18 protein-coding genes and 2 tRNA genes are annotated in these 22477 nt (G+C 68.1%); 12 read left to right on the top strand and 8 right to left on the bottom strand.

What is annotated here, in order from left to right; all coding sequences use genetic code 11:
* Positions 1-19: 19 nt before the first annotated feature.
* The 4 genes from yidC to rpmH are packed head-to-tail and all read right to left on the bottom strand — an operon-like array spanning position 20 to position 2209.
* Complete coding sequence (yidC, locus tag ACIRHA_RS19750; RefSeq protein ID WP_403847172.1) at positions 20-1324, bottom strand: membrane protein insertase YidC; 1305 nt, start codon at positions 1322-1324, stop codon at positions 20-22.
* 8 nt (positions 1325-1332) lie between these two features.
* Positions 1333-1683 (bottom strand): membrane protein insertion efficiency factor YidD, encoded by a 351-nt coding sequence (gene yidD, locus ACIRHA_RS19745; protein ID WP_266711973.1) that lies wholly within the window; start codon positions 1681-1683, stop codon positions 1333-1335.
* Positions 1680-2051: a ribonuclease P protein component gene (gene rnpA / locus ACIRHA_RS19740; protein WP_403847169.1), complete on the bottom strand. Its 372-nt coding sequence runs from the start codon at positions 2049-2051 to the stop codon at positions 1680-1682. Before rnpA ends, yidD begins: the two co-directional genes overlap by 4 nt.
* Before the next feature lie 20 nt (positions 2052-2071).
* Positions 2072-2209 (bottom strand): 50S ribosomal protein L34, encoded by a 138-nt coding sequence (rpmH, locus tag ACIRHA_RS19735; protein WP_006381191.1) that lies wholly within the window; start codon positions 2207-2209, stop codon positions 2072-2074.
* Positions 2210-2591: 382 nt separating this feature from the next.
* Between rpmH and dnaA the strand changes: the two genes are divergently transcribed.
* The 9 genes from dnaA to ACIRHA_RS19690 all read left to right on the top strand — a co-directional run bounded on the left by dnaA (position 2592) and on the right by ACIRHA_RS19690 (position 15451).
* Positions 2592-4676: a chromosomal replication initiator protein DnaA gene (dnaA, locus tag ACIRHA_RS19730; protein WP_403847166.1), complete on the top strand. Its 2085-nt coding sequence runs from the start codon at positions 2592-2594 to the stop codon at positions 4674-4676.
* A 918-nt stretch (positions 4677-5594) separates the two neighbouring features.
* Positions 5595-6725 carry a DNA polymerase III subunit beta gene (dnaN, locus tag ACIRHA_RS19725; RefSeq protein ID WP_266711965.1) on the top strand — a complete coding sequence of 377 codons (1131 nt, stop codon included), beginning with the start codon at positions 5595-5597 and terminating at the stop codon, positions 6723-6725.
* A gap of 165 nt (positions 6726-6890) precedes the next feature.
* On the top strand, positions 6891-7766 hold the full coding sequence (gene gnd / locus ACIRHA_RS19720; protein WP_403847164.1) for a phosphogluconate dehydrogenase (NAD(+)-dependent, decarboxylating): 876 nt from the start codon (positions 6891-6893) through the stop codon (positions 7764-7766).
* 55 nt (positions 7767-7821) lie between these two features.
* Positions 7822-8946 (top strand): DNA replication/repair protein RecF, encoded by a 1125-nt coding sequence (gene recF, locus ACIRHA_RS19715; RefSeq protein WP_403847161.1) that lies wholly within the window; start codon positions 7822-7824, stop codon positions 8944-8946.
* On the top strand, positions 8943-9503 hold the full coding sequence (locus tag ACIRHA_RS19710) for a DUF721 domain-containing protein (protein WP_403847159.1): 561 nt from the start codon (positions 8943-8945) through the stop codon (positions 9501-9503). Before recF ends, ACIRHA_RS19710 begins: the two co-directional genes overlap by 4 nt.
* Positions 9504-9802: 299 nt before the next feature.
* Positions 9803-11851: a DNA topoisomerase (ATP-hydrolyzing) subunit B gene (gyrB, locus tag ACIRHA_RS19705; protein ID WP_403847157.1), complete on the top strand. Its 2049-nt coding sequence runs from the start codon at positions 9803-9805 to the stop codon at positions 11849-11851.
* A 41-nt stretch (positions 11852-11892) separates the two neighbouring features.
* Positions 11893-14520 carry a DNA gyrase subunit A gene (gyrA, locus tag ACIRHA_RS19700; RefSeq protein ID WP_403847154.1) on the top strand — a complete coding sequence of 876 codons (2628 nt, stop codon included), beginning with the start codon at positions 11893-11895 and terminating at the stop codon, positions 14518-14520.
* 18 nt (positions 14521-14538) lie between these two features.
* Positions 14539-15246 (top strand): DUF3566 domain-containing protein, encoded by a 708-nt coding sequence (locus ACIRHA_RS19695; protein ID WP_403847151.1) that lies wholly within the window; start codon positions 14539-14541, stop codon positions 15244-15246.
* A 131-nt stretch (positions 15247-15377) separates the two neighbouring features.
* Positions 15378-15451 (top strand) — tRNA-Ile (locus tag ACIRHA_RS19690).
* 1168 nt (positions 15452-16619) lie between these two features.
* Here ACIRHA_RS19690 and ACIRHA_RS19685 read toward each other — a convergent pair.
* The gene (locus ACIRHA_RS19685) at positions 16620-16961 is read right to left on the bottom strand and encodes a DUF6344 domain-containing protein (RefSeq protein WP_403847149.1); all 342 of its coding nucleotides are present in this window, start codon (positions 16959-16961) and stop codon (positions 16620-16622) included.
* Between the two features lie 251 nt (positions 16962-17212).
* On the opposite strand from ACIRHA_RS19685, the gene ACIRHA_RS19680 reads away from it, so the two are divergent.
* Positions 17213-17341, top strand: a complete 129-nt coding sequence (locus ACIRHA_RS19680; RefSeq protein WP_003999697.1) for a DLW-39 family protein — start codon at positions 17213-17215, stop codon at positions 17339-17341.
* A 159-nt stretch (positions 17342-17500) separates the two neighbouring features.
* Positions 17501-19006: a hypothetical protein gene (locus tag ACIRHA_RS19675; protein WP_403847147.1), complete on the top strand. Its 1506-nt coding sequence runs from the start codon at positions 17501-17503 to the stop codon at positions 19004-19006.
* Positions 19007-19057: 51 nt separating this feature from the next.
* Here the strand turns inward: ACIRHA_RS19675 and ACIRHA_RS19670 are convergent, their stop codons facing one another.
* Positions 19058-20752 carry a serine/threonine-protein kinase gene (locus ACIRHA_RS19670; RefSeq protein ID WP_403847144.1) on the bottom strand — a complete coding sequence of 565 codons (1695 nt, stop codon included), beginning with the start codon at positions 20750-20752 and terminating at the stop codon, positions 19058-19060.
* 60 nt (positions 20753-20812) lie between these two features.
* The gene (locus ACIRHA_RS19665; protein ID WP_403847141.1) at positions 20813-21361 is read right to left on the bottom strand and encodes a helix-turn-helix domain-containing protein; all 549 of its coding nucleotides are present in this window, start codon (positions 21359-21361) and stop codon (positions 20813-20815) included.
* 183 nt (positions 21362-21544) lie between these two features.
* On the opposite strand from ACIRHA_RS19665, the gene ACIRHA_RS19660 reads away from it, so the two are divergent.
* Positions 21545-21617, top strand: a tRNA-Ala gene (locus ACIRHA_RS19660).
* 70 nt (positions 21618-21687) lie between these two features.
* Here ACIRHA_RS19660 and ACIRHA_RS19655 read toward each other — a convergent pair.
* Positions 21688-22389, bottom strand: coding sequence for a DUF5324 family protein (locus ACIRHA_RS19655; protein WP_403847687.1), 702 nt, complete (start codon positions 22387-22389; stop codon positions 21688-21690).
* Between the last annotated feature and the right edge of the window lie 88 nt (positions 22390-22477).

Raw genomic sequence — 22477 nt, 5'->3', positions numbered from 1 at the left:
CGACGCGTAGGTCAAGGGATTACTTCTTGGAAGGGGACTTCGGCCGCTGCGGGCCGCCCTTGCGCTGCCCGGACTTGGCCTTGCTGCGCTGCTGCGAGCCGCCCGCGGGCTTGGCGCCGCCGGACTGCTTGGCCTTGGACTGCGGCTTCGCGTCCTGCGGCTCGTCCTCCTTCTCCAGCGAGGTCTTCTCGGAGGAGGGGGAGTCGTCCTTGGCCGTCGAGGCACCGGACTGACGCTGCGACTTGGACTGGCGCTTGGGCTGCTGGCGCTTCGCGGCGCCCTTCGGCATGCCGTCCTCGTCCAGCTCCTCCGCGGCCGCCGAACCCTTGGCCACGGTGCCGTCGGCCTGAGCCGCGAGGCCGGCCTTGCTCAGCCCGTTGATGAACTTGCGCTCGTACTCGTTGCGATCGCGGCCCTTGGCGACGATCCCCTTGACGATGTTCCGCTCGCGCTTGCTCTTCGTAGCACTGTGCTCGACGACGTGCTTCTGCAGGCCCTCGAGCATCTTGGCCTGGGCCTTGGAGCCCGGAGTGGGGTTCCGGCTGATCACGTACATCTGCTGGCCCATGGTCCACACGTTGGTGGTCAGCCAGTAGACGAGGACACCGACGGGGAAGTTGATACCCATGAAGAGGAAGATCAGCGGGAAGACGTACATCAGCATCTTCTGCTGCTGCATGAACGGCGTCTTCACCGTCAGGTCGACGTTCTTCGTCATCAGCTGGCGCTGCGTGTAGAACTGCGACGCCGACATCACGATGATCATGATCGCGGTGACCACGCGGACGTCGGTCAGCGAGGCGCCCATGGCCTGGACCTCGGCGGCGCTGTCCGTGAACTTGGCGGCCAGCGGGGCACCGAAGATGTGCGCCTTCTGGGCGCTGTCCAGAAGGCTCTGGTTGATGACGCCCTTCGTCTGGCCCTCGGCGATGGCCGCGAGCACGTGGTACAGGGCGAAGAAGAACGGCGACTGCACGAGGATCGGAAGGCACGAGGAGAGCGGGTTGGTACCCGTCTCCTTGTACAGCTTCATCATCTCTTCGGACTGACGCTGCTTGTCGTTCTTGTAGCGCTCCTGGATCGCCTTCATCTGAGGCTGGAGCAGCTGCATGTTCCGGGTCGACTTGATCTGCTTCACGAAGAGCGGGATCAGGCAGATCCGGATCAGGACCACCAGGGACACGATCGACAGGCCCCAGGCCCAGCCGGTATCAGGGCCGAAGATCGCCCCGTAGACCGTGTGGAACTGGACGATGACCCACGACACCGGGGTCGTGAGGAACGCGAAAACGCCTGATACAGCGTTGACGATATCGGAAATCATGTCCCTGATCAGGCTCCTTGGGCGTTGGGCGAAGTCGCTCCGGACTTATTGTCCTGTGCAGAGGGGCTGTCGCCCTCAACGGCGGGGGCCGTTTTTTTGTCCCCGCGCCATGCCTCGCGCAGCATCTCGTGCCAGCGCGGACGCTTGCGTGGCGGAACATAGTCGACGCCGCCCAGAGACCACGGATTGCACCGAAGGATCCGCCAGGCGGTGAGTGCTGTTCCCTTGACTGCCCCGTGCCGGTCGATGGCCGTGAAGCCATAGTGGGAGCACGACGGGTAGTACTTGCACACCGGACCCAGCAATGGACTGATGGTCCACTGATAGATCTTGATCAAGGCGAGCAGTGGGTACTTCATCGCGCGCCCCCTCCCAGCAGCCGCTGCAGAGCGGCATCCAGGTCTCGGGCCAGCTGTGCGTGGGTAGCGTCGCCCGCTCCGGGCAACGCGCGTACGACTACCAGGCTACCTGGGGGCAACTGAGCCACCCGGTCGCGCATGAGGTGCCGAAGCCTGCGCTTCACCACGTTCCGTACGACGGCGCCACCCACGGCCTTGCTCACGACGAAACCCGCACGCGGCGGGGAGAGAGTCTCCCTGGGCGCGTGCGGGTCCGTTGAACCGCTATGTAGATGAACGACGAGAAGCGGGCGTCCGGCCCGACGTCCCCGGCGTACCGCGGTCGCGAAGTCTTCGCGCCGCCTCAGCCGATACTCGGTAGGCAGCACGTCATGACCTGATTACGAGATCAGGCGGACAGGCTGGCGCGACCCTTGCCACGACGGTTGGCGAGAATCGCACGACCGGCGCGGGTCCGCATGCGAAGGCGGAAGCCGTGGGTCTTGGCACGACGACGGTTGTTCGGCTGGAAGGTGCGCTTGCTCACTCGGGGGCTCCTGAAAAACGTGTGGTGGCGGGACATCGCCTGGCTGTCACCGTGCGCCCACGAGTAGCTCGCGAATACGCCCGAGTGCACCGCTACACGGTCCGCAAGAACTGTGGATCGTGACCTTGCCCATCGGAGGCAGGCGGCAGCAGCCATCGACAACTCGACCTGGTCACGGTACGCGCGGCTACGCCATCCGGTCAAACCGACGTCATGCGAGGGACACTGTCCACAGGCTGGGGACAACAACTTGAACCGCAGCGGTCGCGCTGACTACCGTGGCTGAACTCCGATTCGTTCCCTTCTCACCGCCCCACCCGATTTTCTTCCCGATCCGTCCCAGGAATCACACGTTCGTGGGACCAGCGAGAGAGCGTGCCCTGTGGCTGACGTACCTGCCGATCTTGCCGCAGTGTGGCCACGAGTTCTGGAGCAACTCCTCGGGGAAGACCGCGGGCAGGGCGTCGAGACGAAGGACGAGCACTGGATCCGGCGCTGTCAGCCGTTGGCGCTCGTCGCCGACACCGCGCTGCTCGCCGTTCCGAACGAATTCGCCAAGGGCGTACTCGAGGGCCGGCTGGCCCCGGTCGTCAGCGAGACCCTCAGCCGCGAGTGCGGCCGCCCCATCCGGATCGCGATCACCGTCGACGACTCCGTGGGCGAGCCGCCCGCCCCCACACCCCCGCCGGCCCCGCAGCACCGCTACGAGGCCCCCGAGCCCCAGCCGTCTCCCGGCCAACCGCGTGACGCGTTCGACAACCGGGAGACGTACGAGCAGCGGGAGACCTACGAGGGCTACGAGCGCCGCGGCGCCGACGAGCACGGCCAGGGCCCGCGAGCAGAGCAGCCCACGGCGCCCCGGCCCGACCAGCTCCCGACCGCCCGCCCCGCCTACCCGGACTACCAGCGCCCCGAGCCGGGCGCCTGGCCGCGTCCGCAGCAGGACGAGTACAACTGGCAGCAGCCCCGGCTCGGTTTCCCGGAGCGGGACCCGTACGCGACTCCCACACAGCAGCCGCAGCACGACTACCGGCAGCAGGATCGATCGCCCTACGAGCAACAGCAGCCGTACGAGCAGGAGCGCGGTCGCTACGAGCAGCAGGAGCGCCCCCCGTACGAGCAGAAGGGGAACGGTCGCCCGTCTTATGAGGACCGTTCCTCCTTTGAGGACCGCTCCTCCTACGAAGAGCGACCTTACGAAGACCGTTCCTACGAGGACCGCTCTTCTTATGAAGAGCGGTCGTCCTATGAGGAGCGCGGTTCCTACGAGCCTTCGCGCGAGCGGCCACAGCGCCGTGAGCCCGGTAAGCCCGCTATGGGCGGCCGTCCGAACCATGACGGCGGCGGGCACGGCCCCGGCAATCGTGGCGTGCCCAGTGGCGCGCCCGGCCCCTTGGCGGCCCAGCCCGCGCCGGCGACCGGCCCCGGTGAGCCGACGGCGCGCCTGAACCCCAAGTACCTCTTCGACACGTTCGTCATCGGCGCGTCGAACCGCTTCGCGCACGCGGCCGCGGTCGCCGTGGCAGAAGCACCGGCCAAGGCGTACAACCCCCTGTTCATCTATGGGGAGTCGGGCCTCGGCAAGACACACCTGCTGCACGCCATCGGGCACTACGCGCGCAGCCTCTATCCGGGCACGCGTGTGCGGTACGTGAGCTCCGAGGAGTTCACCAACGAGTTCATCAACTCGATCCGTGACGGCAAGGGCGACTCCTTCCGTAAGCGGTACCGCGAGATGGACATCCTTCTGGTCGACGACATCCAGTTCCTCGCGGACAAGGAGTCGACGCAGGAGGAGTTCTTCCACACCTTCAACACGCTCCACAACGCGAACAAGCAGATCGTGCTGTCCAGTGACCGGCCGCCCAAGCAGCTGGTGACCCTGGAGGACCGGCTGCGCAACCGGTTCGAGTGGGGTCTGATCACGGACGTCCAGCCGCCGGAGCTGGAGACCCGTATCGCCATCCTTCGTAAGAAGGCGGTGCAGGAGCAGCTCAACGCGCCTCCGGAGGTGCTCGAGTTCATCGCATCCCGCATCTCGCGCAACATCCGTGAACTGGAAGGGGCGTTGATCCGCGTCACGGCGTTCGCGTCGCTCAATCGACAGCCTGTGGACCTGGGACTTACGGAGATCGTCCTCAAGGATCTGATCCCCGGTGGCGAGGACGCGGCTCCCGAGATCACGGCCTCGGCCATCATGGCGGCGACCGCGGACTACTTCGGGCTCACCGTGGAGGATCTCTGCGGATCCTCACGCAGCCGCGTCCTGGTGACGGCCCGGCAGATCGCGATGTACCTGTGCCGTGAGCTGACCGACCTCTCGCTGCCGAAGATCGGCGCTCAGTTCGGCGGCCGCGACCACACGACCGTGATGCACGCGGACCGCAAGATCCGCGCGCTGATGGCCGAGCGGCGCTCCATCTACAACCAGGTCACCGAGCTCACCAACCGCATCAAGAACGGCTGACAGCAGCCCGGTTACGACCCGCAGGGCGCTTCGGGAACGACTCCCGGAGCGCCCTTTTCGTGTCTGCGGAGCGGTCCGCCGTCGTGTCGGCCACCGGTTCACGGACACCGCACGCCCGGCCGGTGTTCGATTCCCAGCCGCGTTACGGGTGTTCTCCACAGATCTGCAGGGTTTTTGCGATCCACACCCTGGGGACTGGGAAGTTGTCCAGATCGTGTCCACAGCACGACCCGGTGACTGGGCATCAGGCCAGGTCAGAAGGCTGTGGATTCGTGGAAAAGTGATCTCCACAGACTGTGGACAGATTTTTTCTCCACAGGCTGTGCATGATGTTGTCCACCGGCAACCCACAGGCTCGCGGTCGTTGTGCACAGCGAGCAACAACTTCTCCACACGGCTGTCCACTGTTCGGCAACGCGACGCGCCATCTCACCTCCGCGAGTGAAAGGCGTCACACCAAGGGGGTCGGTTGGGCTGGGGAGAACCGGGGTAAAGCTGGGGACGGCGCTGGGGAGAAGTGGCCCAAGGCTGTGCATCGAGTGTGCAGAACTTTTCGCCGTCCACAGCAAAGGCCGGTTGTCCACCGCCTCGGCCCACAGGCACGGTGGACAAAAAACCGCCTCTGACCTGCGCTTTAGAGGTTATCCACGCTTTCCACAGCCCCTACTACTACGTCCAACTAGTAAGAGCTGGGAATCCGTTTCGAAGCGGGGGCTGTGCACAAGTCGCTCTCGCCGCCTCGACCGCCGCTCGGCACGACTTGACCGAGGCAGGCAACGACTGTCAGTGCCGTGCGTCAGACTGGTCCCCGGTGTTCTCCCCAGCAGTGGACCGAGCGACACCACGTCTGCCGATGCAGACGGCAGACCGAAGACCAAGCAGGGCGAGAGCAGCCAGCAACTGCAGGAGGCGGCTTAAGTGAAGATCCGGGTGGAACGCGACGTACTCGCGGAGGCGGTGGCCTGGGCGGCGCGCAGCCTTCCGGCACGACCGCCTGCGCCCGTCCTCGCCGGCCTTCTGCTGAAGGCCGAGGAGGGCGCACTCAGCCTGTCGAGCTTCGACTACGAGGTCTCGGCACGCGTCTCGGTGGACGCGGAGATCGACGAGGAGGGCACGGTGCTCGTCTCCGGTCGCCTGCTCGCCGACATCTGCCGCGCTCTGCCCAACCGTCCGGTGGAGATCTCCACAGACGGTGTACGAGCGACCGTGGTCTGCGGCTCCTCGCGATTCACACTCCACACGCTTCCTGTGGAGGAGTACCCGGCGCTGCCGCAGATGCCGACCGCCACGGGCACCGTCCCGGGTGAGGTCTTCGCCGCTGCCGCTTCCCAGGTGGCCATCGCGGCAGGCCGTGACGACACGTTGCCCGTCCTCACCGGTGTGCGCATCGAAATCGAGGGCGACACGGTGACGCTGGCGTCCACCGACCGCTACCGCTTCGCCGTCCGCGAGTTCCTGTGGAAGCCGGAGGACCCCGAGGCCTCCGCGGTCGCCCTGGTGCCCGCCAAGACGCTCCTGGACACCGCCAAGGCGCTCACGAGCGGTGACACGGTCACGCTGGCGCTCGCCGGTTCCGGTGCGGGCGAGGGCCTCATCGGCTTCGAGGGCGCGGGCCGCCGCACCACCACCCGTCTTCTCGAGGGCGACCTGCCGAAGTACCGCACGCTGTTCCCGACGGAGTTCAACTCCGTGGCCGTCATCGAGACCGCCCCCTTCGTGGAGGCCGTCAAGCGTGTGGCCCTCGTCGCCGAGCGCAACACTCCGGTTCGGCTCAGCTTCGAGCAGGGCGTGCTCATCCTGGAGGCCGGCTCCAGCGACGACGCACAGGCTGTGGAGAGGGTCGACGCCAACCTTGAGGGCGATGACATCTCGATCGCCTTCAACCCGACCTTCCTGCTCGACGGCCTGAGTGCGATCGACTCCCCGGTCGCCCAGCTGTCGTTCACGACGTCCACCAAGCCCGCGCTGCTCTCCGGCAAGCCGGCCGTGGACGCCGAGGCGGACGACGCGTACAAGTACCTGATCATGCCGGTGCGGCTCTCTGGCTGAGGAGCTTGAGGGGCAGGCCGCCCGGGTTCGCCCGAGCGGCTATGCCCACAGGTGTGCGGGAGCGTCCGGGTTTAGGCTCGGACGCAGGTACGAGGCGCCACGCGCGCGTGCTCTCGTATCGCTCCCGCACCACCTCACGCCTCGTCGCAACGTAAGGAACCACTGATGGAGCTCGGTCTCGTCGGCCTCGGCAAGATGGGCGGCAATATGCGCGAGCGCATCCGCCGCGCGGGCCACACCGTCTTCGGTTACGACCGCAACCCGGACCTCGCGGACGTCCACAGCCTCGAGGAGCTTGTGGGCAAGCTCAAGGGCCCGCGCGTGGTGTGGGTGATGGTCCCGGCCGGCGCCGCGACCCAGTCCACGGTCGACGAGCTCGGCCGGCTGCTCGAGCCCGGCGACGTCGTCGTCGACGGCGGCAATTCGCGCTGGACGGACGACGAGAGGCACGCCGAGGAGCTCGCGGCCAAGGGCATCGGCTTCGTCGACTGCGGCGTCTCAGGCGGCGTCTGGGGCCTGGAGAACGGCTATGCGCTGATGTACGGCGGCGCCCCCGACAACGTGGCGAAGGTTCAGCCCGTCTTCGACGCTCTGAAGCCGGAGGGCGACTTCGGCTCCGTGCACGCGGGCAAGGTCGGCGCCGGCCACTTCGCGAAGATGGTCCACAACGGCATCGAGTACGCCATGATGCAGGCCTATGCCGAGGGCTGGGAGCTCCTGGAGAAGGTCGACTCCGTGGACAACGTCCGCGAGGTCTTCCGCTCCTGGCAAGAGGGCACGGTCATCCGCTCCTGGCTGCTCGACCTCGCCGTCAACGCCCTCGACGACGACCAGCACCTGGACAAACTGCGCGGCTACGCACAGGACTCCGGCGAGGGCCGCTGGACTGTGGAAGCCGCCATCGACAACTCGGTGCCGCTGCCGGCGATCACCGCGTCGCTCTTCGCGCGCTTCGCCTCGCGACAGGAGGACTCGCCGCAGATGAAGATGATCGCGGCGCTGCGCAACCAGTTCGGCGGCCACGCCGTCGAGAAGAAGTAATCCACACCTGTAGAAAACCGCTGTTCAGAACTCTGGGGGAGGTCGGCCCACGACCATGCACGTCACGCATCTGTCGCTGGCCGACTTCCGCTCGTACGCCCGGGCCGAGGTCTCTCTCGACCCGGGCGTCACCGCGTTCGTGGGCCCGAACGGGCAGGGCAAGACGAACATCGTCGAGGCCGTCGGCTACCTCGCCACGCTCGGCAGCCACCGTGTCTCCTCGGACGCTCCGCTGGTGCGCATGGGCGCCGAGCGCGCCGTGATCCGGGCGCAGGTACGGCAGGGCGAGCGCCAGCAGCTCGTCGAGCTGGAGCTGAACCCGGGCAAGGCGAACCGCGCCAGGATCAACAGGTCCTCGCAGGTCAAGCCGCGGGACGTGCTCGGGATCGTACGGACGGTGCTGTTCGCGCCCGAGGACCTGGCCCTGGTGAAGGGCGACCCCGGCGAGCGCCGGCGCTTCCTGGACGAGCTGGTCACCGCGCGCTCGCCCCGGATGGCGGGTGTGCGCTCCGATTACGACCGCGTCCTGAAGCAGCGCAACACGCTCCTGAAGACCGCGGCGCTCGCGCGGCGGCACGGCGGGCGCTCCATGGACCTGTCCACGCTCGACGTGTGGGACCAGCACATCGCGCGCGCGGGCGCGGAGCTGCTCGCGCAGCGGCTCGACCTGGTCGCGACGCTGCAGCCGCTGGCCGACAAGGCGTACGAGCAACTGGCGCCAGGCGGCGGGCCGATCGCCCTGGAGTACAAGCCTTCGTCCCCCGAAATCGTCGGGCACGCGCGCGAAGAGCTCTACGAGCAACTACTCGCCGCTCTCGAAGCGGCGCGCAAGCAGGAGATCGAGCGGGGCGTCACGCTGGTCGGCCCGCACCGCGACGAACTGGTCCTCAAGCTCGGCCAGTTGCCCGCCAAGGGGTACGCGAGCCACGGCGAGTCCTGGTCGTACGCGCTGGCGCTGCGCCTGGCCTCGTACGACCTGCTGCGGGCCGAGGGGAACGAGCCGGTACTCGTCCTCGACGATGTCTTCGCCGAGCTGGACGCGCGCCGCAGGGAGCGCCTGGCGGAGCTCGTGGCACCCGGTGAGCAGGTCCTCGTCACGGCAGCCGTCGACGACGACGTACCGGGCGTGCTGGCGGGCACCCGTTACGCGGTGTCGGACGGAACGGTGGAGCGACTGTGAGCGCCGGCGAATCCCCCGAAGGTGCGAAGGGTCCGCGGGAACCAAAAGGCGATCCCGAGCCTTCTGGTGTCGACCTGGCCCGCGTCGCCCTACGTGCGGCGAAAGAGGCGGCACGCGCGCGTGGTGACTCCGCGCAGCAGAAGAAACAGGCGCGGCGCGGCGGCGGACTGAGGTCCGGTGCGCGCTCCGACGGGCGGGATCCGATGGGGCTCGGCCCCGCCATCAACCGGCTGATCACCGAGCGCGGCTGGGAGACACCGGCCGCGGTCGGCGGCGTCATGGGGCGCTGGCCGCAGATCGTCGGTGAGGACCTCGCCAAACACTGTGTTCCGCAGAAGTACGACGAGGACGAGCGGGTCCTGGTGGTGCAGTGCGATTCGACAGCCTGGGCGACGCAGGTGCGGATGCTGGCTCCGCAGCTGGTCAGAAGGTTGAACGAGGATCTCGGGCACGGCGCCGTGCGGCGCATCGACATCAAGAATCCCGGCGGCGGTCCGCGCCGCTACGGCCCCTTGCGAGCCCCCGGAAGCACCGGTCCCGGTGACACCTACGGGTGAGCGAAGGGCCACCGTAGCTGGTGGTTCACACCCCGAAGCGCTGAGTGCCGCTGTGAGCCTCCTGGAGGCCCGCTCCACATAGGGGGAGTCGGGCGAGACCGGTTGAGGGCGGCACATGAGGACTCAGGCGCCGCCAAACCCCCATCTATGTCCGAGCTACCGGTACACTGGGAGACAATCCCGCCCCACTTGTGGGACGCACCGAGCAACGCTGATCAGGGCTTACCGAACAAACACGCCGCAGCCGCTCCGGCCACCAACCGGGAGCTTGGCTTGTGCTGTGCCAGAAAGGGCGCTTCGTGGCCGATTCCGGCAACCCCAACGAGAACATCCCGTCCACCGACGCCGCAGTGCACGGCGGGGCCACAGAGGCCTCGTACGACGCCAGTGCGATCACCGTCCTCGAAGGGCTGGACGCGGTCCGCAAGCGACCCGGCATGTACATCGGCTCGACCGGTGAGCGTGGCCTTCACCACATGGTGCAGGAGGTCGTGGACAACTCCGTCGACGAGGCCCTGGCGGGTCACGCGGACACGATCGACGTCACGATCCTGCCCGACGGCGGCGTCCGCGTCGTCGACAACGGCCGTGGCATCCCCGTCGGCATGGTCGCCTCCGAGGGCAAGCCCGCCGTCGAGGTCGTCCTCACCGTCCTGCACGCGGGCGGCAAGTTCGGAGGCGGCGGATACGCCGTCTCCGGTGGTCTGCACGGTGTGGGCGTCTCCGTCGTGAACGCGCTGTCCACGAAGGTCTCCGTCGAGATCAGGACCGAGGGCTTCCGCTGGACGCAGGAGTACAAGGCCGGCGTGCCGACGGCGCCGCTGGCCAAGCACGAGGCCACCGAGGAGACCGGTACCTCGGTCACCTTCTGGGCCGACGGCGACATCTTCGAGACCACCGAGTACTCCTTCGAGACGCTGTCGCGGCGCTTCCAGGAGATGGCCTTCCTCAACAAGGGCCTGCGGATCAACCTCACGGACGAGCGCGACATCGCGAAGGCCACGGCCGGAGCGGACACGAACGAGGCGGGCGACGACACCGCCTTCGAGCCGCGTTCGGTGTCGTACCACTACGAAGGCGGCATCGTCGACTTCGTGAAGTACCTCAACTCCCGCAAGGGAGAGGTCGTTCACCCCTCCGTGATCGACATCGAGGCCGAGGACAAGGAGAAGCTCCTTTCCATCGAGGTCGCGATGCAGTGGAACACCAGCTACAGCGAGGGCGTCTACTCCTTCGCCAACGTGATCCACACGCACGAGGGCGGTACCCACGAGGAGGGCTTCCGCGCCGCGATGACCGGTCTCATCAACCGGTACGCGCGCGACAAGAAGCTGCTGCGCGAGAAGGACGACAACCTCACGGGCGACGACATCCGCGAGGGTCTGACCGCGATCATCTCGATCAAGCTGAGCGAGCCGCAGTTCGAGGGCCAGACCAAGACCAAGCTCGGCAACACCGAGGCGAAGACCTTCGTCCAGAAGGTCGTCTACGAGCACCTCCAGGACTGGCTCGACCGGAACCCCGTCGAGGCCACGGACATCATCCGCAAGGCCATCCAGGCGGCCACCGCGCGCGTGGCGGCCCGCAAGGCCCGCGACCTGACCCGTCGCAAGGGCCTCCTGGAGACCGCGTCCCTGCCGGGCAAGCTCTCCGACTGCCAGTCGAACGACCCCACCAAGTGCGAGATCTTCATCGTCGAGGGTGACTCCGCCGGCGGCTCGGCCAAGTCCGGCCGTGACCCGATGTACCAGGCCATCCTGCCGATCCGAGGCAAGATCCTGAACGTCGAGAAGGCGCGCATCGACAAGATCCTGCACAACCAGGAGATCCAGGCGCTGATCTCGGCCTTCGGTACCGGAGTCCACGAGGACTTCGACATCGAGAAGCTCCGCTATCACAAGATCATTCTGATGGCGGACGCCGACGTCGACGGCCAGCACATCAACACGCTGCTGCTGACGTTCCTGTTCCGCTTCATGCGGCCGCTCGTCGAAGCCGGTCACGTGTTCCTGTCGCGCCCGCCGCTCTACAAGATCAAGTGGGGCCGTGACGACTTCGAGTACGCGTACTCGGACCGTGAGCGCGACGCCCTGACCGAGATGGGCCGGCAGGCGGGCAAGCGCGTCCGCGAGGACTCGATCCAGCGCTTCAAGGGCCTCGGTGAGATGAACGCCGAGGAGCTGCGCATCACGACCATGGACCAGGAGCACCGCGTCCTCGGTCAGGTCACCCTGGACGACGCCGCCCAGGCCGACGACCTGTTCTCGGTCCTCATGGGCGAGGACGTCGAGGCCCGGCGCTCGTTCATCCAGCGCAACGCCAAGGACGTCCGCTTCCTCGACATCTGAGTCGGTCTCAGCTGACCGCGCAGAAAGGATCTTGACCAGCAATGGCCGACGAGAACACCCCCACGCCGCCGCCCGAAGAGAACGTGGACGGCAGCGCCATCGCGATGCGCATCGAGCCCGTCGGGCTCGAGACGGAGATGCAGCGCTCCTATCTGGACTACGCGATGTCCGTCATCGTGTCCCGCGCGCTGCCCGACGTACGCGACGGCCTGAAGCCCGTCCACCGCCGCGTCCTGTACGCCATGTACGACGGCGGCTACCGGCCCGAGAAGGGCTTCTACAAGTGCGCCCGCGTCGTCGGTGACGTCATGGGTAACTACCACCCGCACGGCGACTCCTCGATCTACGACGCCCTGGTCCGCCTGGCCCAGCCGTGGTCGATGCGCATGCCGCTGGTGGACTCCAACGGAAACTTCGGCTCTCCGGGCAACGACCCCGCGGCCGCCATGCGCTACACCGAGTGCAAGATGGCGCCGCTGTCCATGGAGATGGTCCGTGACATCGACGAGGACACCGTCGACTTCACGGACAACTACGACGGCCGCTCCCAGGAGCCGACCGTCCTGCCGGCCCGCTTCCCGAACCTGCTGGTCAACGGTTCGGCGGGCATCGCTGTCGGCATGGCGACCAACATCCCGCCGCACAACCTGCGCGAGGTGGCGGCCGGCGCCCAGTGGGCCCTGGAGAACCCGGAGGCCTCGCACGAGGAGCTCCTGGACGCCCTCATCGAGCGCATCAAGGGCCCCGACTTCCCGAGCGGCGCCCTTGTAGTGGGCCGTAAGGGCATCGAGGAGGCGTACCGCACCGGGCGTGGCTCCATCACGATGCGCGCGGTCGTCGCGGTCGAGGAGATCCAGAACCGCCAGTGCCTGGTCGTCACGGAGCTGCCCTACCAGGTCAACCCGGACAACCTCGCCCAGAAGATCGCCGACCTCGTGAAGGACGGCAAGGTCGGCGGCATCGCGGACGTCCGCGACGAGACCTCGTCCCGTACGGGCCAGCGCCTGGTCATCGTCCTGAAGCGGGACGCGGTCGCCAAGGTCGTCCTGAACAACCTGTACAAGCACACCGACCTGCAGACGAACTTCGGCGCCAACATGCTGGCGCTGGTCGACGGCGTCCCGCGCACGCTGTCGCTCGATGCGTTCATCCGGCACTGGGTGGCGCACCAGATCGAGGTCATCGTCCGCCGGACGAAGTTCCGCCTTCGTAAGGCCGAGGAGCGCGCCCACATCCTGCGTGGCCTCCTGAAGGCCCTGGACGCCATCGACGAGGTCATCGCGCTCATCCGGCGCAGTGACACCGTCGACGTCGCGCGCGGGGGCCTCATGGAGCTCCTGGAGATCGACGAGATCCAGGCGAACGCCATCCTCGAGATGCAGCTGCGCCGGCTGGCCGCCCTGGAGCGCCAGAAGATCGTCCAGGAGCACGACGAACTCCAGCAGAAGATCAACGAGTACAACGCGATCCTGGCCTCGCCCGAGCGGCAGCGCCAGATCGTCAGCTCGGAGCTGCAGCAGATCGTCGACAAGTTCGGCGACGACCGCCGCACCAAGCTGGTGCCCTTCGAAGGCGACATGTCCGTCGAGGACCTCATCGCCGAAGAGGACATCGTCGTCACCATTTCGCGTGGCGGTTACGTCAAGCGCACCAAGACCGACGACTACCGCTCCCAGAAGCGCGGCGGCAAGGGCGTGCGCGGCACGAAGCTCAAGGAAGACGACATCGTCGACCACTTCTTCGTGTCGACGACGCACCACTGGTTGCTCTTCTTCACCAACAAGGGGCGCGTCTACCGCGCGAAGGCGTACGAACTCCCGGACGCCGGGCGGGACGCGCGCGGCCAGCACGTCGCGAACCTGCTCGCCTTCCAGCCGGACGAGTCGATCGCCGAGATCCTCGCGATCCGCGACTACGAAGCGGTGCCCTACCTGGTCCTCGCCACAAAGGCGGGCCTCGTCAAGAAGACGCCTTTGAAGGACTACGACTCGCCGCGTTCCGGCGGCGTCATCGCCATCAACCTCCGCGAGGCGGCCGATGGTTCGGACGACGAGCTGATCGGTGCCGAGCTGGTCTCCGCCGAGGACGATCTGCTGCTCATCAGTAAGAAGGCGCAGTCCATCCGGTTCACCGCCACGGACGACGCGCTGCGTCCCATGGGGCGGGCCACGTCCGGCGTCAAGGGCATGAGCTTCCGCGAGGGAGACGAACTGCTCTCGATGAATGTCGTGCGTGCCGGTACGTTCGTGTTCACCGCCACCGATGGTGGGTACGCAAAGCGGACCAACGTCGACGAGTACCGCGTCCAGGGTCGCGGTGGCCTTGGTATCAAGGCCGCCAGGATCGTGGAGGACCGTGGAGAACTCGTCGGCGCTCTGGTGACCGAGGAGACCGACGAGATCCTCGCCATCACGCTGTCCGGCGGTGTGATTCGTACGCGAGTCAACGAGGTCAGGGAGACGGGCCGTGACACCATGGGCGTCCAACTGATCAACCTGGGCAAGCGCGATGCCGTCGTCGGTATCGCTCGTAACGCCGAGGCCGGCCGTGAGGCGGAGGAAGTCGACGGTGACGTCTCGCTGGACGCGGACGGTGCCGAGATCGACGACACCACCGCCGACGAGACGGCTGCCGAAACGGACGAGGGCGGACAGTCCTCGGCCGAGTAGCGCGAGGAGTGAGTCATCGTGAGCGGAGCCACGGGCGCAGGCTCTACCGGGACATCCACCGGTACGGATACCGAGAGCGGCCGTGGCTCCGCTCACGACGTCGATGACGTCAAAGGCTCTACCGACTCGACCGACTCGAACGAGTCTCATGGATCCCAGGGGGGAACTGTGACGGACACCCGAGGTCCGCAGACCCAGCAGTACGCGGCCGGTGGCAGCGGCGGCACCGGCGGCAGCGGTGCCTTGCCGGGCGAGAGGCCGCAGCAGCCGGCCCAGCCGTATCACCCGCCGCAGGCGTACCAGAACGCCCCGGACTCCGTCCGCAGGCCGCGCACGGGGGCGCGCACCACCCCGCGTACCCGCAAGGCCCGTCTGCGGGTCGCCAAGGCGGATCCGTGGTCGGTGATGAAGGTCAGCTTCCTGCTGTCCATCGCACTCGGCATCTGCACGATCATCGCGGCCGCCGTGCTGTGGATGGTCATGGACGCCATGGGGGTCTTCTCCACGGTCGGCGGCACGATCTCCGAGGCCACGGGCTCGAACGAGTCCAACGGCTTCGACCTGCAGTCGTTCCTGTCACTGCCGCGCGTCCTGATGTTCACGACGGTCATCGCCGTCATCGACGTCGTGCTGGCCACCGCCCTGGCGACGCTCGGCGCGTTCATCTACAACCTCTCCGCGGGCTTCGTCGGCGGCATCGAGCTCACGCTCGCCGAGGACGAGTGACCGTTCCCGCGGCTTGCTGAGGCCTGAAAGACCCGCTGGTGGGCGGGCCAGGACTATCGATTTTGGGACTGGCCCCCCAGTGCGCTAATCTTCAGGAGTCAGCGCGCGGGACACACCCCGCAGAGCGCGGCGGGGCTATAGCTCAGTTGGTTAGAGCGCATCCCTGATAAGGATGAGGCCACAGGTTCAAATCCTGTTAGCCCCACATGCGAAAAGACCCCCAGTCGGTATCGGCTGGGGGTCTTTGACATCTACGGCTGACATCAGCGGCTACGCGGCGGGGCATGCCGCCAACAGGATCAGCGACCGTTCTAGATCAACAGTGATGATCTGCACGCGGGTCTCCTGCTCTTCTCGGACAGCCTCATCAAGAGCTCCGGCTGACCGATCGAGGCGATCTTCGTGATGCGTCCGATGACGACTTCGCCGACGTGCGCCCACAAGGGATAGGCCGAGAGCATGAGTCGAGCACCCGACACACTCCGGCCACGGGCAAAGACGATGCCTCCGGCGGGGGATCGGAGCTGGGTTGAGTGGTGGGCCGAGGAGGTGGGCATGTCACGTCTGGCCTCATCAAGTGACGCCGGGGTCGGACGGGAACCCAGCCTCAGAAGTTGCTCAAGGCTTTCCGCTGCGAGTAGTGCGGGACCGGATGATCTGTCACGGTCATTCCACGGCGCAAGGGGCAGCACGTCCGAGACCCCGCGCTAACAAAGGGGGGCGCATGTTCTCAGTGTTGGGACCGGGCCAGATCATTTCCATGCTCGTCACGGTTGCCGTCGTCGTCGGTCTGGGCGTGATCGCATATCGACGGTTCGGTGCACGGAAGTAGCAGGAGACCTCAGCCTGTAGCGAGGCAGCTTGTCAAGGGTGTCTGGATTCGTGACATCAACGGCTGACACCAACAAGCATGAATCTCGCCGATCGTTGCCGTACGTCAGCGGCAGGGCTGCGAGGGCATGAAGCTCGTTGAGTGAGGTCACAGAGTCCCATTGATCGACCTCATGAGGATGAGGCCACAGGTTCAAATCCTGTTAGCCCCACATAACGAGGACCCTCAAGCGGAAACGCTTGGGGGTCTTTTGCTGTATGCAGTGCGGTGCGGTGCGGTGCGAGGCGATGTGGTGCGAGGCGGCGGTCAGACATGCCGATGGGCCCGCACAGCCGTAGGAGATGGCTGGGGCCTCGTTCGACAGTCCTGCTCTTCTGTTGGGCGTTGCTGTTGTGCGTCTCTGCTGGGCGGCTCTGTTGCGTGGCTCTGTTGTGCGGTATTGCCTTGTCCGGGCGTTGTCCGCCCGGCTGTGCCGTCTTTGCTGCTGTTGGGTCTGTCCTGCTGTCCTGCTGTTCCGGCTTTCTTTGCTGCGTGGTGCTGTCTACTGCTGCGTGGTGAGGGTCTCGGAGGCCAGGTGGCTGTCGGCGTTGCGCTGCTCGGTGTCGGCCGGCGGGCGGTGGCGGGCGCTCGGGGAGGAACCGTGGGCCTCGGCGCGGATGCGCTGCTTCATCGTCGGTGGCAGGGACCGCTTGAACGCCCAGTAGGGGCGGACCGACGCAGGGGCGGGAGTGCTGACCGCCGCGGTCTGGGTCTTCTCCGGCTGCTGAGCCGGAGCGGTCGGAGTGGCCGCGGTGGCCGGAGCGGTGAGTCCGAGCGCCGAGAAGAGCGCGATGAATGCGGAGATGATGACGGTCCACAGCGTCATGACCTTGTGCTTGGTCATGGCCCCTCGCTTTCGGGTTGGGTGATTTGCGTACTTTCCTCATGATGTGGATGGGGACCCGCTGCTGTGGGACCGACGCTCGCGGGGTGTCGATATTCCGATGAACACCACTCGGATGGGCGCAAACGGCCGTTTCTACTGCGGTCTTCAGGGGCCGAGTTGAGGTGGATCCAGGTCACCGATCGGTCTCGGTCGGTGTGTATAGTCGGGCGCCAGAAGTCCCCTACGTCAAGGAAAGACGAGGTCGCGCGGTGAAGAAGCTTCTCCTGGTCGCACTGGCCGCCATCGGCGGGCTCCTCGTGTACCGCCAGATCCAGGCGGATCGCGCCGAGCAGGATCTGTGGACGGAGGCGACTGACTCCGTGCCCACGGGTTCGTGAGTATCGACAACAGTCTCTTCACAGGGCCCCGGTCGCAGTAGCGGCCGGGGCTTTGTGCTGTCCGTGGGCTGCTCGGGGCTCCTTTACGTATGCGATTGCGTGGCGGGAATCCGTCGCACGCGGGACACCGTGTGGAGCGGAACGGCAGGATGGCCGTCCATGGGGAGACTCCTGAGGCGGCTGAGGAAGGGGCGGCGCGGCCGGGGCCCGGCGAGGGGCGCTGCCGGGGCGGGGCTGTGCGCGGCCCTGGTACTGGCGCTGCCGGGGACTGCGATCGCAGCGGCGGCGGGGAACGGTAATCCGTATGACTTCGCCGAGGGCGCCCGGAGCGTCGGCGGGGCGCGCAGTGGTGCGACGGCGGCGCAGCTGAAGACGGGCGCCACCTACCGGAGTTCGCTCGCGGCGGGGGCCGGCGTCACCTCCTACTACCGCGTCGAGCTGGACGGGGCCGCCACCGCGTACGCCTCAGTGGTGGCCGTCCCGCCGCTCGGCTCCGGTGTGAAGGCGACGGCCGCGGACGGCATCGCGGTGTCGCTGCGGGACGGCCAGGGAAATCAGTGCGACGCGGAGCGTGCGACGTTCCGCTCCGGTTCCTACCCGCGGCCGATCGCGGTGGCGGTCGAGCGTCCCGTACGTCCGGGAGGGCTGCGGTGCCAGTCGGCTGGGACGTACTACGTGGTCGTGGAGCGGACGGCGGCGGCCGGGTCGAGCGAGCGGGACTGGGGGCTCGAACTGCGTGTGGCCACCGAGCCGGGACTGGTGTCCGCCGCCCCGGGGGCGGGGCCGCGGTCCTGGCCGTCGGAGCCGGTGGCGCTGCCGTCGGGGACGGGTGCGCGGCGCGACGGGGGCACCGGGTTCAACGATGCGAGGGCGCTGACGTCCGGTGCCTGGCAGGACCGGATCGGGCCGGGACAGAGTCACTTCTACCGGGTTCCGGTGGACTGGGGGCAACGGCTCTCGCTCGGCGCCGAGTTGGACGGTTCGGCCGGTGGCGGTGACCGGCGGGAGGCGGTGCCGGGGGCGCTCGACATGGAGCTGTACAACCCCGCGCGGGCGCCGGTGGCGGCGAAGGGCGCCACGTACTCGGGTGGCACGACATCGGCCGCGCTCGACCCGCTGCCGCCCGTGGCGTACGGGAACCGTCTGCTGTCGCGCGAGGACGGGGCGGCGATGGGGCTCGCCGGCTGGTACTGGCTCAAGGTCACGCTCAACCCGGCGATGGCGGAGAAGGCCGGAGGGCTCGGGATCACGTTGCGGGTGGCCGTCGACGGGTCGGCGAAGCAGGCGCCCGACTATGTGCGGGATCCGGGGGAGTTCCAGGTGTCGGCCGAGGATCTGGCGGCTGCCGAGCGGGGGGAAGGCGGGGCGGAGTGGGACTTCGGGGCGGGCTCGGGTTCTGGCCCGAGGTCCGGCTCAGGGGCCGGCTCCGGCTCGGATCCGGGCTCTGATCAGGGGGCTGGTGCCGGTTCTGATTCTGGTTCTGGTTCTGCGAGTGGGCGTGGTGGGGCTTCCGGTGGTGCGGTGGCTTCGTCCGCTACGTCGCCGGGGGGCGGCCTGATGACGTTGGTGGGGGTGGCCGGGGTCGGGACCGGGAGCGCGCTGGTGCTGTGGTTGGGGGCATGGCGGGTGGTCGCCGTGCGGAAGGTGCGGCGGGCACAGGGCTGAGCGGGGCGGGCACCGGGCGCGGGTGGGCCCGTGGGGCTGGTCGGCAGCCGGTCAGGGGCGGGTCAGTGCCCAGATGCCCACCGCGAAACAGGCCAGGGCCAGGAGTAATACCGGGATCGTCACCCTCGCGGGTGGTCCTGGCCGGGGTCGGGGAACTTCTCCGTCGCCGGGTGCGTACAGAGAGTGATGGGCCTGGGGAGGGTCGAGCGGGGAGGGGGCGGACGAGTGCGGGGCGAGAAGCGGGGGTTCGGGGGCCGGTTCCTGAGCGGGTTCCGGTACGGGGGCGGGTTCCGGTACGAGTTCCGGGTGCGGCGGCGGTGGGGTGTGCGCGCCAGGTGGCTGGGGGTGCGGGGCCGACGGTTCGGTGGGGCCGACCAGCGGCGGGGCGAGGCCGGTTGGTTGCGCTGGGGGCATCCCGGGCGCGGGCGGGATTTCGGGCGCCGGGGGGAGCGGGGGCGCCGGTGGAGCTGGAGGCGCCGAGGGGGTGAGGGAGGCCGAGGTCGTGGGAGGTGCCGAGGGCCTCGGCGGGAGTGGGGTGTAGGCGGGTGGTGGCGGAGCATGCGACACGGATGCGCGTGCACCGTGCGTCACTGGATTCCCGGAGTGCCCTGCGGTCCCGGCTCCGGGCAGTGCGGGGCCGGCTGCGTATTCTGCGGCGCTGCTTCCGTGCCCCGCCGTGTCGGCTTCGTGTCCCGCTGTACCGGCTTCGTGCCCTGCCGTTCCGGCTTCGTGTCCCGCTGTACCGGCTCCGGGCCCCGCTGTACCGGCTCCGTGTCCCGCCGTGTCGGCTCCGTGTCCCGCCGTGCCGGCTCCGTGCCCCGCCGTGCCGCTCCTGTGCCCCACCGGTCGGGCCCGGCGGCCGCGTACCGGTGGGCCGCCGGGGGCGAAGCCCGGGGGCAGGGGGCCGAGTTGGTCGAAGACCTCGATCAGCTCGTCGTCGGGACCCGGCTCCGGGAGGAGTTCGGCGGCGGCGAGGAGCGCCTTGCGGGCGCCGGCCGCGGTGCGGAACCGCGTATCGGGGTCCGGCTGCAGCAGCCCGGCGAGGACGCCCCACAGCGGTGTCGGCACGCCCTGCGGAGCCCGCGGGGTGCCGTGTTCCTCGAAGTGTTCGATCAGCGCCTTGGAGTCGGGCCTGGCGCCCTCGAGGAGATGGAGCGCGACGAGCCCCACGGCGAACAGGTCCGCGGGGAAGTCGGGCTCCGCGCCCAACTCCTGTTCGGGCGCGAAGTATCCCGGCGTGCCCACCACATACTCCGCCTCCGTCAGGCGCGGCTCGCCCTTGCGCATCGCGATGCCGAAGTCGGACACGCGCAGATGCGGCAGCCCGGTACCGGTGGCCTCGAGCAGCAGGTTGGCGGGCTTGATGTCGCGGTGCACCACGCCTTCGGCGTGCACCGCGGTGAGCCCGGCGAGGAGCTGGTCGAGCAGCACGCAGACGAACTGGGGCGGCAGCGGCCCGTAGTCCGCGACGAGATGGACGAGCGAGCCGCCGGCGACCAGGTCCATAGTGAACAGGACCTTGTCGTCGTCCGCCGCCCAGCTGGCCGGGGCCAGGACGTGCGGATGATCGATGCGCAGCGCCTGCTCCCGCACGAAGCGCAGCAGAGTGTGGGCATCGGACTGCTGCAGCACCTTCGCCGCCACATAGCGGCTGCGCCTGTGGTCCCAGGCGCGCCAGACCGCGCCCACTCCCCCGCGGCCGATCGGATCGGCCAGTTCGTACCGGCCGGCGAAGACCTCACCCATGGTCGTGCGTCGCTCCCCTCCCGGAGCCGAAGCCGGACACAGCGCCGCGCCGGGCCGGGGTCAGCTCTGGTGCGACTGGTAGTGGGCGACCGCGTCGGAGGTGCGCCCCGCGCCGTACACCCGGAGAAACTCTGCCAGTTCGGGGTGGCTGGGGGCGAGCGAGTCCGCCGCCTCGATGATGTCGCTCGCGGCCGAGACGGAGCGCAGCAGCGACTGGATCTCACGCACCACGCGCTTCACCGTCGGCGCGCCCGAACTGTTCGACGCCTGCCCGGTGTTGGTGAGTACCGACCCGCCCTGCGACTTCTTGATCTCGTCCATCCGCTCGGTGGCCTCGGCCGCGCTGACGCTACCGTCGGCGACCTGTCCCGCGAGCGTCTGCAGCAACTGCACGCGCTGCACCACGGCAGGGTTGCCGATCTTCGCGCGCTGACCGCTCATCAGCTGCGACAGCATGGGGGCGGAAAGCCCGAGCACTCCCGCGAGGCGGGCCTGATTGAGCCCCAGATCCTCGATCAGCCGACGGAAGAGCGCCCCCAGCGGCTCCCCGTACCAGTTCCGCTGGAGCTCCCTGGCTCTTGTGGTGGCTTCCTGTTGTGCGGCGTCCATTGCGTCTCCCCATCGCTTCCCCAAGTACGGTCCTTCGCTGCCGCGAAGTACGTGGGGCATCTTACGGAGAGTGGTCGCCCGCCGGGACCCCCAATCTTTTTGCAGAATTCAGGGGGTGACCCGGTACTCTGGTCCACGGTGCCGCACCGGGGCTCGGAGCTTCCGGTGGAACGCACCGTTTTCGGGGCCTTAGCTCAGTTGGTAGAGCGCTGCTTTTGCAAGGCAGATGTCAGGAGTTCGAATCTCCTAGGCTCCACAGAAAAAGCCCCTCCGATCAGGAAAAACCCTGGTCGGAGGGGCTTTCGCCGTACGTGGGCGGGCCGCGGTCAGCGCTCGCCGCCCTCCGGTCCTGTGTCCGCCTCGGCCTGCTTCGCCTCTACCTCCGGGTCAAGGATGTCCCGGCCGCTGCCGTCGACGGAGGTCAGCGGAGCGCTGTCGGGGACCTCGGTGGCGGCAGGCGGTTCCACCAGCCAGTCCGGGTTGGCCTGCTTGTCCCACCACTTCCACGCGGCGAACGCACCGCCCGCGATGATGCCGAGCACGACGAGCCGCTTGGCGATACGACCGGAGCGGGACCGGCGCTCGTGCTTGCGCACCAGCTTGCGGATCTCCTTCGGCGAGACGTCACCGCGCAGTCCGGAGTAGGCGGCGCTGCCTCGGGCCGCGGCTTCCTTGCGAACCGGCTCGGCCGCGGCCACCGCCTGCTCGATGCGCGGCTTCGAGTACTCCGCTGCCTGCCGGGCGGCCTCGCGCGTGCGGGTCGCCGCGTCGTGCGCGGCGTGGTCGAGCTTCGGCGGGACATGGGTCCGCGCCTGCTCGAGGCGTGGAGCGAGGTGCGTGTCGTACTGGGCACGCGCCTGGTGCGCTGCCTGCGAAACCTTGGGCCCGAGCGCGACGCGCGCCTCTTGCGCGTACGTCGTGGCCCGGTCCCTGGCCGACTCGGCGTAGGGGGCCACCACTTCCGCGGCATGCAGCACGCTGTCCTTCGCCGAGCCGGTCGCGGCGCGCACGCTGTCGATGCGGGTCACGGGATCCTCCTCCTCGGTGGCGTACAGGTTTTTCACCTTTCCACCCTTTTACGGATCATGCCTGCCAGGAGCGTCAATGCGGTGGTAA

Source organism: Streptomyces sp. NPDC102360 (genome assembly GCF_044766085.1).
Lineage (GTDB): Bacteria > Actinomycetota > Actinomycetes > Streptomycetales > Streptomycetaceae > Streptomyces.
This window is presented reverse-complemented; position numbering and strand designations above follow the sequence as displayed.

Bases quoted from the DNA above. Each gene is read 5' to 3' on its own strand.
- yidD (WP_266711973.1), bottom strand. From the start codon at position 1,683: ATGAAGTACCCACTGCTCGCCTTGATCAAGATCTATCAGTGGACCATC.
- recF (WP_403847161.1), top strand. From the start codon at position 7,822: ATGCACGTCACGCATCTGTCGCTGGCCGACTTCCGCTCGTACGCCCGG.
- ACIRHA_RS19685 (WP_403847149.1), bottom strand. From the start codon at position 16,961: ATGACCAAGCACAAGGTCATGACGCTGTGGACCGTCATCATCTCCGCA.
- gnd (WP_403847164.1), top strand. From the start codon at position 6,891: ATGGAGCTCGGTCTCGTCGGCCTCGGCAAGATGGGCGGCAATATGCGC.
- ACIRHA_RS19670 (WP_403847144.1), bottom strand. From the start codon at position 20,752: ATGGGTGAGGTCTTCGCCGGCCGGTACGAACTGGCCGATCCGATCGGC.
- gyrA (WP_403847154.1), top strand. From the start codon at position 11,893: ATGGCCGACGAGAACACCCCCACGCCGCCGCCCGAAGAGAACGTGGAC.
- yidC (WP_403847172.1), bottom strand. From the start codon at position 1,324: ATGATTTCCGATATCGTCAACGCTGTATCAGGCGTTTTCGCGTTCCTC.
- ACIRHA_RS19675 (WP_403847147.1), top strand. From the start codon at position 17,501: ATGGGGAGACTCCTGAGGCGGCTGAGGAAGGGGCGGCGCGGCCGGGGC.
- ACIRHA_RS19665 (WP_403847141.1), bottom strand. From the start codon at position 21,361: ATGGACGCCGCACAACAGGAAGCCACCACAAGAGCCAGGGAGCTCCAG.